The organism is Gardnerella sp. 26-12, from assembly GCF_001660745.1.
GTDB lineage: Bacteria > Actinomycetota > Actinomycetes > Actinomycetales > Bifidobacteriaceae > Bifidobacterium > Bifidobacterium swidsinskii.
The window spans coordinates 1-13438 of the sequence record NZ_LWSR01000022.1; the positions used below are offsets into that span (position 1 = coordinate 1).

Below are 13438 nucleotides of genomic sequence, written 5' to 3' on the forward strand. Positions count from 1 at the left end.
ATATTGTTATCAGCGTTTATTAATGATTGTATTTTATCTGCTTTTTAGCACTGTATTTACACTATTAAGCACCAAATTGAGTGCCGTCATTTTGATTAGTAGACGGATTAACTGGTGGCTTAACAGTTCCAATAACAGTTCGAGGAGCAGGTGCAGTAGTCTGAATAGACGTATCAACAGACATCTGATCAGACTGCTGGTTTTGTGAAGTTGCGTTATTGGAAGATTCAGAAAGTTCAGAAGCTTCACTCTGCTCATTCTTACCTTCAACGTTGCGCTTTAAACTTTCTGGAATTTCAACAGGAGGAAGATCAGAATCTGGTCTTCTATCGTCCGAAAGCCAAAGAGTACGCTCAGGAGCCTTACGAATCTTACTGAAGATTTCCTTAAGTTCCTTCTCGTTAAGAGTTTCCTTAGCGAGCAACTGACGAACCAGCTCATCTAATACGTCACGATTATTGTTAATAATCTCCCACGCTTCAGTATGAGCAGTTTCGATAAGCTTATGAACTTCTTCATCGATTACTTCAGCAGTACGATTCGAGAACTTACGAGGTTGCAAAGAATCGAGTGAACCGGAAGAATCTTCGTCAGTATCCATCCACTTAACAGCTCCAAGCTTCGCTGAGAAACCATATTCAACAACCATCTTACGAGCAATAGCAGTAGCTTTCTCAATGTCGTTAGAAGCACCAGTTGTTGGATCATGGAACACAACTTCCTCTGCTGTGCGTCCGCCCATAGCATATGCCATTTGATCCAGCAATTCGTTGCGAGACTGCGAGTAACGGTCGCTTGTTGGCATCACAGCAGTGTAGCCAAGTGCGTGACCTCGCGGCAAAATCGTTACTTTAGTAACAGGATCCGTGTGGTGCAACGCAGCAGCAACAAGCGCATGACCACCCTCATGGTAAGCAGTGTTACGCAATTCATCCAAAGCCATACCCTTAGACTTACGTCGAGGTCCTGCTTGAACACGATCAATTGCCTCATCAATAGCGCGATTATCGATATATTGAGCACCAGAGCGAGCGCAAAGCAACGCAGCTTCGTTAAGCACGTTAGCTAAGTCTGCACCAGTAAAACCAGGAGTGCGCACAGCAACCATATGAAGATCAACATCCGGCACAAAAGGCTTACCCTTAGCGTGAACCTTCAAAATTGCCTCGCGACCTTCCAAATCAGGAGCCTCAACAGCCACCTGACGGTCAAAACGACCAGGACGAAGAAGTGCGGAATCAAGCACATCTGGACGGTTTGTTGCGGCAATAATAATCAAATTAGTGTCGTTGTCGAAGCCGTCCATCTCAACAAGCAGCTGATTAAGTGTCTGCTCGCGCTCATCATGACCGCCAGTCATGCCACTTCCGCGGCGACGACCAACAGCATCAATCTCATCGATAAAGATGATGGCAGGAGCATTCTTCTTAGCTTCGTCAAAAAGTTCACGAACACGAGACGCGCCCAAGCCTACGAACATTTCCACGAAGTCAGAGCCAGCCATTGCATAGAACGGCACACCAGCTTCGCCTGCAATAGCACGAGCCAACAAAGTCTTACCAGTTCCTGGAGGACCATAAAGCAGCACACCGCGCGGAATGCGAGCACCCAAAGCCTTGTAGCGCGAAGGATCCTTCAAGAAGTCTTTAATCTCTTCAACTTCTTCAACAGCAGCTTGTTCGCCAGCAACGTCAGCAAACTTAGTTTTAGGAGTCTGACCTTCAAGCAGCTTGCCACGGCCACGTCCGCCACCCATGCCAAGCATACTTCCACCGGCACCGCCTATTCTGCTAAACATGAACCAAATCATGCCAAGGAAGAACAATATCGGAGCAAGCGAAGTAATCAAATACGAAATAATGCTAGATGACTGTAAGCTAGCAGTCCAGCCGTTAGAAGGCTTCGCCTTTTCGACTTCTTGTACAATTGACCTACCTTGTGCATACGCGTAGTAGAATTGCACATCCTTGCCAAAGTCACGCTTTTGCTTACTTCGTTTATCGAACTTCTTAAACGGACTATCAAGCGTAAGCTTAACTAACTGTTTATTGTCAATAATTTCCACATAACTTGCTTTATGAGATCGCACTAACTCAATACCATCCTGAGTATCGATAGTTTGCGATCCGTTATGAACAAACATTTGGAATCCGACAACTGAAAGCAACACAAGAAGCACAATCCACGTCCATGGCGACTGCCAGAAGGAACGACGATTGTTATGGTTGTTCTCGTTATTTTTATTATTCTTGCCCTGTTGACCGTTGTTTCGCTGATTCCTAGGGTTGCGTGGATTTAAAAACGGATTATTCCCGTTATTTCCACGCCCAGGACCGCCCATTGGGCCTTGCGGTGTCATAGGAGAAGCGCCCATGTAATAAGGCTCCTTTCAAACTCCTCAATTTATATAAAAATTCTGAATAGAATCTATAAAATCAAGCACCATACACTGATGGCTTTAATACCGCAATACTATTGAGATTGCGGTAGCGTTCGTCGTAGTCCATTCCGAAACCAACGACAAATGCATCAGGAATTTCAAAGCCCGAGTAGTCGATTTGTACGTCTACTTCGCGACGTGCAGGCTTACTGAGCAATGCAAAAACTTTTACACTTGCAGCACCACGACCTTTTAGCTCATCTACAAGCCAAGCTAGCGTGCGACCGGAATCAACAATGTCTTCTACAATAAGCACATCTCGACCACGCACATCAGTACTTAAATCTTCGCGAACAGTGATTTGTCCGCTAGTTTGAGTGCCACTGCCGTAACTAGACAAGCTCATAAAGTCCATTGATGCGTTAATGCTTAATTCTTGCGAAAATACAGCAAGAGTATTTACAGCACCTTTGAGAACTGCAACAAGCAAAACATTACTGTTTTTGTAATCTTCACTTACTTGTTTAGCGACTTCACGAATACGCTTCATAAGGTCTTCGTGGCTAATTAATTCATAGTCGATGTCATCTCGTATATCTGCAATTTGCATGTTCACTATCTTTGCATAAGCGAATGACGATATTGCGCGAGAGCCGAGTCGCTTCGTAATAATTTGGCAGCGAAAAAGGCTTCTGACCATGCCATTTTGTACATAGTTCGTCCACTGCCGATATGTGACTTGACGAGAAACGCAGACCAAGCTCGCTTAACGCACGCACTATAATTCGTTTACGAATTGATGGATGATATTGCGCTAACTTCTCAGCTTTTAACCTAACAGTTTTCGCATTTTTATCAAATTCCATCACTTGTGAACTAGCTTCGTCAACTTGAGAATTAATATAGTCAAGATCGTCTCTAGCTATTTCAGCTCCACGAGAAAGCAAAGTAACCATATTTGCATTAAAAAATCGCGAAATATAAGGCATTAACGTGTGTCTAACTCGAGATCTCAATGGATAATTTTCTGAAAGTTCCTCATTTTTCGAAATATCGTCACCATTTGTAGGATCATCCCACCATGAAATGCCTAAATCCTCGCAAATACCAGTAGTATCTTCTCTACTAAGCTTAATAAGAGGCCTTGCAAAAAGCACGTTTTGACGCAATGTCACTGCTTTCATGCCAGCAACTGCTTCTAAACCTGCAGAATCTTTTAGCCCCATCATTACAGTTTCTGCTTGATCATTTGCAGTATGAGCTAGAAGCACGGCTGCAGCTTGCTGCTTTTTAGCAACCTCAATAATTGCTTGATACCTAGCATTTCTAGCAGCAGACTCTTCGCCTTCTCCCGAATCTTCAACGTTCACAGATTGAATATACACGTACTTTTCATCTATTCCAGATTGCAAACAATGCTTAGCCGCAATATTAGCAATTTCAGTTGAGTGCGGCTGCAAATGGTGATCTACTATTACGACACCGCAACGAATACCCCTACTTGCGCACACAATCACGCTCAATGCTGTAAGTGCAAGAGAATCTCTACCTCCAGAGCACGCAATAAGAACCAAAGGAGCATCAACATCTGTCGCGTGATTGCCATGTTCGGAAAAACGCGCGTCTTGTGCGCATAATGAAAGTTCGTCAAAACAATGCTTGATTGCGCCAATTCCTGCGCGTATGCGAGAAGAATACACCATAGCTTCTAGTGTAGCGCGCCAATAACGCTAAATTGCAACTCATAAATCATAGTTTTGGCAATTCTGCCATAAACTTATTAATCGCTACGAACGCTCCCCAAATATCAGCTGGCTGGTTCGCAACAACAGCGAAAGTTAGCACTCCACCATTTTTCCTAGATACATTACCAACCATAGACGTAACTTCACTTAAAGAACCAGTCTTTACGCGAAGCATGCCGGCAGAAGATTCATCCGCTAAACGCTTTCTTGCTGTTCCAACTAAACCAGGAAGAGACAATCCTTCAGCAGCTGCAGCACCTCCAGAATCGGCTTTAATATTAAGCACTTGTACTTGAGCTAGCGTTGTTGCGCGCAACCTTGATTTTGGAGACAAGCCTGAGCAATCAGACATGTGCAAACCACGTATATCGATATTGAGCTTGCGCAATCCCTCTTTTACTGCCTGAACTGCACCCTCCGGAGAGTTGGATTTGTGAGTTGCAAGCGCAGTCAAACGACCAAACTCTTCCGCCAATGTGTTGTCTGAAATACGAAGCGTATATGCCATTATTTCGTTTAATGGTGCAGAAGAAACTTGTGCAATTAAACGCGAATTAGATGATATTAACGATTGAGTTTCGCTTACTGGTATGACAAGATTTTCAGACTGTGCAGATTTATTTTCATTTTCAGAATCTTTATTGTTTTCAGAAGGATCATCTGCAGACGAGCCTGAACCGGATTTTTTTTCATCAGAAGCGGTTTTATTAGAATAATTACTTATAACTATTCCTTGTTTGCTTAATAATTTAGCAAAAACATGACCGACACTTAAAGCAGGATGAGGATCAGAAAGCGGAAAATCTGTCATAGCGTCAGCGTCAACACCTTGCACTGAAAGGTCACGCTGACGAGCATCATCTATAGCCAAAGATGACGTTTGAGCATAAAAGCGACGTTCAACATCTGTTTCATAAATCAAATCAGGAGCACGTTTTGCGCCAAACAATGAGTCATCAACAGCTAAAGAAACTGTGTGAATATTTTCAAGCTTCAACGCGTTGGCTGTTCTTCTCGCTAATGTCGTTAAACCTGCTCTGCCATTAACATGGTGCCAATCGTTTTCTCCAACACCAAGAAGCATGTCACCATTGCCGCGAAGCACAAGCTTTCTAGCATTCGTACTAGAAGCTCGTTCTGGTATACCGCCTGTTTTAGGCAACAAAAATACTTGAGTATCAAGAGTTGAACCCATGTCAAGAGTGCGAGAAGCTACGCTAGCAGTTAAAGTTTTAAGCGTTGACGCTGGCTCTCTTAAAGCATTTGGCTCATGTGAAGCAACTACTCGCCCATTAGCATCCATAATTACTGCTGAAGTGCTGCTGCTCATAGAAGCATCGGAAACCAACTCGTTAATAAGTTTTTGAGCTTGCGAATGATTTATTTCTTTACCATAAGTCACGCCTTTAGCTAGTGATTTAACTCGCAAAAGTGATTTAGGAGAAGAAACAGTTACAGCATAATGTTGTTTTCGCAACGTCAAAGGACCAGGAAGAATATCGTATACGTCAAGCAAAAAATAAGTAAAAATAATTGCTGCACTAACTATAACTGCTATAAATGCAATAAGCAATCGCCAACGAGAAGGATATTGGCTTCTTAAAACCATAGCAGCGTATTTACTTTTCTTCTGTGCGCTACTTGGTTTAATCTCACTGCTTGATTTAGATTCACTACTTAGTTTTTTTTCACTACTTGGTTTAGGCTCGATACTTTTGTTGGGTTCGCCGCTTTGCGCTGGCGTGCTCGCATTAGGAATATTTAAGGCATCGTTTAAGCCTTTATTACTTTCCATGCGAGCACACCTTTAAATCGATTGCAAATACCGCGCTTAACTATACATTGCGCTTGCAACAAAGCGTGCGTAAGTTACGCAGTAATAGACGCGAATCTGCGCAAGTTTTCTACAATGCGAATCATGCGCTTATCCATTACTTTGCCACCAAGAATCACGCCAACAACCAGCACAATCAAGCCGTTTACTACAAACAAAATGCTTGCAATCCACAGCAGTTGCGGCGCAAGAATCATAAACGCAATCGCAGCCGCAACCGAAGGAATCATGCAAACTACAGAAAGAAGCATAAAGCCTATAGCTGCAAAACTTCGCCCGCCAGCACTTCCTTGCGGCCTAGAAAATGGCTTTTCGATTGATGCCACAGGGTACATTGCAATGCACGAAGAAATTAAGCCAATGCCTATGGAAGCAAAAGCTATTCCAATTGGACAAAGAGTTTGGAACATAACTGCATTCACATTTTGCTTAACATTTGCTACAAAGAAAAGGAAAACGTAAACCCCTACTCCAATAATCGCAAAATAAACAGCGCAAATCACTGACCAAACTATTGCGTTCGCTAAGCGATCGTGCAAACCTTTTACTCCAATAATCGCATGCATAGTAAAAGCTGTGCCATCGTAAGCAATATTGTTTCCAACAACCATGCCCATAAGCAAAGCAGCATACATCATCCATCCAGAAACACCTAAGTTATCTGTTAGAGAATCAAATCCTTTAGCCTTAAAACTACTTCCTCCTGCAACTACCAGCATAAAAAGCGGCGCAATAAGCAAAAATAGCTGACGCATATCTCTTCTCATAACGCTAATAATTCGCGCAATAATCGCACCAACTGTGTTGTCTGGAACTGCTGCAAACAAGCCGATTCCCTTAGTTTTAACAACTGTTTTTTGCTCACCGCGAAGTAGCTTAGGCTCTAATTTTGCGCAAAATACAGAGATTGCAAAGCAAACAGCAATGGTTACAACGCAAATAAAGAAGCGAATAGCAAGAGCAAGCCAATTGCCATTAATAGCATCGAGCGGCAAAGCCATAGCTGCACTTAATGGCGTAAAAGCGGACGCAGCACAGAAACTTGTGACTAGCGCAATTTCATTTGGTGAGCTATCATGCCTGTTCATTGACGCAACAAAAATCATGTACGCTATAAAAATGGCAAAGTAAAAAATATTTCTTGAATGCTTGTTTATTAAAATAGTATCCAAAAGTTCAATAAGCATTTTGCTTAAAGACACAATTGTTGCAATGTAAAGCGGAGCCGCTATTACGCTGACTAAAACCGGCACAATTCCAAAGTTTCTGTACGCTAAAGACCACAAAGCAAGTGCGATTGTGGAGCTTATTGAAAGCGCTCCAAAAAGAGAGCCAAGAAGCATACCTGCTTGCTGTTTTACGTAAGGAATGCCGTAAAGCGCAAAGCTACGCGATTTTAGTGTTGTGTCGCTGCCAAACATAAACACGTTTATAAACAGCGTAAAAATTGACACAATCGTCGCAACCATTATTGGAGCAAGTTGGAATTCCTGCCAATTTTTAGTATCTGCAAGCATTCCTGGATTAATGTACTTGCCAGTTTCCCAGCCAGCAAAACCAAGAGCGCATATAAGCGCAAGTCCAAAAACAATTGCTATAGCAAAGCCAATTTTTTGCCAAATTGACTTTCGCATAACAGAAAAAGTAAGCGCCCAGCGAAGGCGAACCATTGTAAAAATCATAGACATTACGGTTCTCCTTTTTAAGCGTTGAGATTGGTGGAAGGTGCAGGAGCGTTATCAGACTTGCCGCCATTAAGCCAGTCAATGCGTGCAGCAGCGTGACGTCCGCCAACAAGCTCCATAAAGCGATCTTCAAGATCTTTGCCCTGAGCCACCTCTTCAAGAGTGCCAGCAGCCGCAACATGACCTTCGTTAATAATCGCCACATGCGAGCACATTTTTTCAACCAATTCCATAACGTGCGAAGAAATAATCACCGTTCCGCCAGTAGAAACGTACTCGGCAAGAATATCCTTCAAATTCGCGCTAGAAACAGGATCCACTGCCTCAAAAGGCTCGTCCAACACAAGTACGCGAGGGCTGTGAATCATAGCTGTTGCAAGGCAAATTTTCTTCGTCATACCAGTTGAATAGTCCGAAACCATAGTGTTTGCGGCTTCTGTTAAGTCAAATGCAGAAAGCAAGTCGGTCGCGCGACGAACAGCCTCAGCGCGGCTCATCTCGCGAAGCATGCCAGCGTAAGTTAAAAGCTGAAGGCCAGTAATCGTCTTAAAAATCTCGTCGGCCTGAGGCATTAAACCGATTGCGCGCTTAGCACTATTTACGTCACTCCAAACGTCGTTGCCAAAAATCGAAGCTGAGCCAGCATCTGGCATAAGCAAGCCCGTAAGCATTTTAATCGTAGTGGTTTTGCCAGCACCGTTCGGGCCGACTAATCCATAGAAAGAGCCTGCTGGAATGCTCAACGAAAGATTATCTACAGCAACTTTCTTGCCAAAAGTCTTAACAAATCCGCTAATAGAAACCGCTGGAACATCTTCGTTAGTAGCGTCGTAAGTGTTTGCGCCAAAAACTGGAACGCTGCTAGCAAAAGTATTTCCGGACGGATACTCGGACGGATATTCAGACGGAATAGAATCTACCATAGAAACCTCGCAGTATACAGATAAACGCACGCATTGCACTACATTAATTGCGCAATCACACGCTTATATCAAGGCTTCTATTATCTCATACCCGCAATTTTTGCGCAATCGCAATGCCAGCAGCAGCCGCACACACCACCCCAAACGCGAGACAACCATCCCACATTCGGAGCAAAAACCCACCAAAACCCTCCAAACACGAGAAACCTACCCCACATTTGGAGCAAAATGACACAGACAACACTCCAAACGCGAAACAAGTTACCCATACTTGGAGCAATGCACCATATTAAACGAGAGCTTAACGACCGGTATGCTGAATCGGCTTCCACTCGCTCTTTGAGAAAATAGCTTGGAACGCAATAGGCACGTACGAAAGCATAAAAATCGGGAAGCTAAGAGCGTACGCAAATAGTTCCTTATTCGTTGCACCAAGCTTATCGTGTTCAACTAAAATAGTGAGCGACACAAATATCATCATACCTAAAACACTTGTAACAGTAGTTGTAATGAAGTTAATCATTGAATAGATTTGACTCATCCATGTTACAAATCCAAATGCAGCAAAAATAAACCCAAGTATTATTCTTGCAACAGCCAAAACCATAAATGGGAAAAGCATAAGCGTAAAATCAACCGACGAAAAATCTCTTTCGCGAATACCATGTCGAATAAGAGCTGCTCCATAGTAACGAAATACCTGCAAGAATCCCTTGCTCCAACGAAGACGCTGCCTCCAGCTCTGCCTAAACGACACAGGTTGTTCATCATACAACACTGCAGAACCGCAATATCCAACTTTGTCTCCGTGAAGAATAGCATCCATAGTAAATTCAAGATCCTCAGTAAGAAGATGGAATTTCCATCCGCTATTTCTGTGCATAATCTCACGCGAGAACATGAATCCAGTTCCACCAGCATGGCAACTCGAACCGAATAGCATTCGAGAGTTGTTAGTAAATCGCGATTCTCGAATAAACCAAAGTGCAGAGCCAGAAGAAACCCAATTATCTGAAAGATTCACGGAATTACGGTAGCTAGTTAAAATTTGATATCCTGCGTGGAAACCTTTATTCATTTCCTCAAAATAATGCGGATCAAGTTTATTGTCTGCATCGAAAACAAAGTACGCGTCATAAACTTTATCCGCACCAATTTTCATAATATGATCGAGGAGATAGCTGAGCGCATAACCTTTACCAATATGCTCTTTATCAAAACGTTCAATTACGTTGCATCCGCAATTGCGACCAACTTGCGCAGTAGAATCAGTGCAATTATCTGCAACAAGCCAAATATCAATAAAATCTTGTCTATATGTTTGAGTTTGAATGCAATGAATAAGATTACCTATAACAGCTTCCTCATTGCGCGCAGAAATAAGCACAGCATAATGCTTATCCATTGGCGCTTCAGGAAAAACAATAGGCTTAGCGAATAAAGATGCAACGGCACAAACACCTTGATACACAACACCGCTTATGCCAATAAGTATTACTAGTACATCAAATATTGATAGAAGAATCATCGCTTCCATCCGCTCCGTGGATTATTTTTTACGTTACTTTTACTATTTTTTGTATTTTTTGTATTGTTTACTATTTTAGACTCGCCTACTTGCAATTTTGCTTTAGGAGAATCCTTATTTTCAGAATCTACTTTACGCTTTGCAATATCTTTATTTACGGCATCTAATATTTCGCGCGAAATTGGCATTGTTGCCAATACATCAGTTTGATCAGAATCGTTAGAGGAAACTTTGCTACTATTCGCATCGTCAGAATCTGACACATAAGCTTGCTTATACCAATATAAAATATCCTCGTTCAGAGAAATGCGAGAGCTTGTGCCTTTCATTACACGATGAACACTTTCACTCATTGGATTCATGAACTTACGGCCAATCGCCTCAACGCAACGAACAATAATAGAAGTGTGATCAGGGTGAGGATCGTTCATAAGCGGAGAAGAAACTAAACTATATTGCTTCGTGCATACTCTAAAAATTGCTTGCAAACTTGCAGTCACAGGCAAAGCCAAAAATGCTCCAAGAGCACCAAATACAGCGCCCATTACAAGAACTGAAATAAAAGCTACTGCAGGATTCAGATCCATAGTCTTTTCGGAAATCTTCGGCGAAATAACCATGTTCTCAATTTGCTGATAAATCGTAATAAAAATTAATGTTGCAACAGCCGCACCAAAACCATTGGAACCCCACGCAACCAAGATAGGCAAAGCTCCACCCAAATAGCCACCAATTGTAGGCACAAACTGCGAAACAATTCCGCAGAATAAGGATAGCGGAAGCCAATACGGTATATTCATCACAATAAGGAAAATTGCGGTACCCACTGCGTTAATCGCTGCCAAAATAATTCGCGAAAATAAGAAGCTCGAAATCTGCTCTTGAACAACTGACCAAATAAATAGGAAACGACGCTGAGCTTGCGGATTCATCCAACGGCACATGCTACGACGCATAGCCGGACCTGCTGCAGAAATGTAATACGTAACCATAATAATGGTAAGCAAATCAAGCAGAACAGTCATCAATCCCCATGTTGTGTTAAGTGCTTGGCCAGCAAAATCAACAACCCAAGATGTTTGCACATGCTTCAAAATTTCCATGCCAAGCTGCTCAATATTAGGCATTTTAAAACCGGTATAGTGAAGCACAAAATTTGCAAATTGATTGTATAAATCAGGCAAGCCCATAACCATTGAAACAACCTGCTGAGCAAATAAATTACCAAACAAAGCAAGTAGCAAGCTAATTACAACAAGCAAGCCCGTTAGCGTAAAGCCAGAAGCAACTCCTCGCCTCCAACCATGCTTAATTAACCGAACAACAAGCGGTTCCATTGCGAGCGCAATAAAAATAGAAATCACAACATCGAAAACAATGAATGAAATGCTATTCCAAGCGAACCATAGGAAGATGGACACAAAAGTAACAATTGCAACGTAAATAAGTGCACGACCTAGCCAATCTGGCGGCCTTCTATCATCGCCTTTGGCTGGGAAAAGTGAAGCTAAATCTAGCTTATTTTCACTTTCCTTAATATGCTCATGCATCTTATATTCATGCATTTCTTGCTCTTGGTAATTCATAGGTACTATTGTAACTGCGCGAACTGATGAATGCGAATTAGCGGCATGTAGTATTACATTATTCGCATCTACGCAACTACACGTAACATTATGTAACACAAACGTAACGAGATATTCGAGTCGCTGAAATCCAAAATGGCATTCATAGTCATAAACTCATTACTGGGTTTTTTAAGAAAGGAATGGTGGCCATGACCACTTTGCAAACTAAAGAAGATGCCGCAGCCCTCATTGAAAAGGAAGGCATTGAATACGTATCCGTACGATTTACTGATTTAATTGGCGTTCAGCAGCACTTTACTGTTCCTGCTGACGAGTTCTTGCACAGTGCTTTCACTGATGGAATGGCGTTCGATGGTTCTTCAATGCAAGGCTTCCAGGCTATTAACGAATCAGATATGAAGCTTATTCCAGATGTTGACACTGCTTATATTGACCCATTCCGTAAGCATAAGACTCTGAATGTTGCTTTCTCTATTGTTGACCCTGTAACAGATGAGCCATATTCTAGGGATCCTCGTCAGGTCGCTATTAAAGCAGAGTCCTATTTGAAGTCAACTGGCATTGCTGACACTGCAAGCTTTGCTCCTGAAGCTGAGTTCTTCATCTTTGATAAGGTGCGTTTTGCTAACGACATGCAACGCTCCTTCTATGAGGTTGATTCTAACGAAGCTCCTTGGAATTCCGGAATTGACACTGAGGATGACGGCAGCAACAATATTGGTTTTAAGAACCGCGTAAAGCACGGCTACTTCCCTGTGCCACCAGTAGATCACAATCAGGATTTGCGCGATGACATGGTTTGCAATTTGCAAAAGGTCGGCTTGATTCTTGAGCGTTCTCACCACGAAGTCGGCGGCGCAGGTCAGCAGGAAATCAACTACCGTTACAATACGCTTGTTCATGCTGGCGATGATTTGATGAAGTACAAGTATGTGGTTCATGAAACTGCTGCTTTAGCTGGTAAGGCTGCAACATTTATGCCAAAGCCAATTGCTGGAGATAACGGCACCGGCATGCACTGCCATCAGTCGCTTTGGAAGGATGGCAAGCCATTGTTCTATGCGGAAACTGGCTACGCTCAACTTTCTGATATTGCACGTTGGTACATTGGCGGCTTGATTAAGCACGCTTCTTCTGTGCTTGCATTTACGAATCCTTCGCTTAACTCTTACCATCGCTTGGTTCCAGGATACGAAGCTCCAGTCAACTTGGTTTACTCTGCTCGTAACCGTTCTGCAGCTATTCGTATTCCTCTTGCTGGTACGGAACCTGCTGCTAAGCGAATTGAGTTCCGTGCACCGGATCCTTCATGCAACCCATTCTTAGCATTCTCCGCTCAGCTTATGGCAGGTTTGGATGGTGTTGTTAACCATATTGAGCCTCCTGCCCCTGTTGATAAAGATTTGTACGAGCTTCCTCCAGAGGAGCATGACGGCATTAAGCAAGTTCCTTCTTCACTTGGTGAGGCTTTGCAAGCTTTGGAAGAGGATCACGACTTCCTTATGCAAGGCGACGTATTTACTAGCGACTTGATTGAAACTTGGCTGAATTTGAAGCATGAGGAAATGGATATGGCGCGCTTGGCTCCAACTCCACTCGAGTATGAGCTTTACTTCCACATCTGATTTGTAGTTAAGTTCTTCTAGCCAATAAGTCGGCTCTACGATTTCGCAGAGTCGGCTTATTGTTTGGCGCGACGACCTGCTTGAGCGCTGCGATTTAGCGCGCGAAGGCAACTCGGAGCGGAAACTCGC

9 protein-coding genes are annotated in these 13438 nt (G+C 42.9%); 1 reads left to right on the top strand and 8 read right to left on the bottom strand.

The annotated features are described in order from the left end of the window. Positions 1-64: 64 nt before the first annotated feature. The 8 genes from ftsH to A5295_RS02250 form a co-directional block, all read right to left on the bottom strand. Positions 65-2374, bottom strand: coding sequence for an ATP-dependent zinc metalloprotease FtsH (gene ftsH, locus A5295_RS02215; RefSeq protein WP_004108568.1), 2310 nt, complete (start codon positions 2372-2374; stop codon positions 65-67). Between the two features lie 61 nt (positions 2375-2435). Continuing rightward, a complete protein-coding gene (gene hpt / locus A5295_RS02220) occupies positions 2436-2990 on the bottom strand; it encodes a hypoxanthine phosphoribosyltransferase (RefSeq protein ID WP_033888468.1) in 555 nt (184 codons plus the stop codon). Further along, entirely contained in the window at positions 2965-4083 is a 1119-nt protein-coding gene (gene tilS / locus A5295_RS02225; protein WP_004108574.1) for a tRNA lysidine(34) synthetase TilS, read from the bottom strand. Before tilS ends, hpt begins: the two co-directional genes overlap by 26 nt. Positions 4084-4129: 46 nt before the next feature. Next, complete coding sequence (locus tag A5295_RS02230) at positions 4130-5920, bottom strand: D-alanyl-D-alanine carboxypeptidase (protein ID WP_004108576.1); 1791 nt, start codon at positions 5918-5920, stop codon at positions 4130-4132. 74 nt (positions 5921-5994) lie between these two features. Further along, complete coding sequence (locus A5295_RS02235) at positions 5995-7647, bottom strand: hypothetical protein (protein WP_064621587.1); 1653 nt, start codon at positions 7645-7647, stop codon at positions 5995-5997. A gap of 14 nt (positions 7648-7661) precedes the next feature. Further along, positions 7662-8567, bottom strand: coding sequence for an ABC transporter ATP-binding protein (locus tag A5295_RS02240; RefSeq protein WP_064621588.1), 906 nt, complete (start codon positions 8565-8567; stop codon positions 7662-7664). A gap of 301 nt (positions 8568-8868) precedes the next feature. Further along, positions 8869-10095: a glycosyltransferase family 2 protein gene (locus A5295_RS02245; RefSeq protein WP_033888470.1), complete on the bottom strand. Its 1227-nt coding sequence runs from the start codon at positions 10093-10095 to the stop codon at positions 8869-8871. Further along, positions 10092-11681, bottom strand: coding sequence for an AI-2E family transporter (locus A5295_RS02250; protein ID WP_004118703.1), 1590 nt, complete (start codon positions 11679-11681; stop codon positions 10092-10094). The genes A5295_RS02245 and A5295_RS02250 overlap by 4 nt, the downstream gene beginning before the upstream one ends. Positions 11682-11872: 191 nt before the next feature. On the opposite strand from A5295_RS02250, the gene glnA reads away from it, so the two are divergent. After that, on the top strand, positions 11873-13309 hold the full coding sequence (gene glnA / locus A5295_RS02255) for a type I glutamate--ammonia ligase (RefSeq protein WP_004107300.1): 1437 nt from the start codon (positions 11873-11875) through the stop codon (positions 13307-13309). Positions 13310-13438 lie beyond the last annotated feature (129 nt).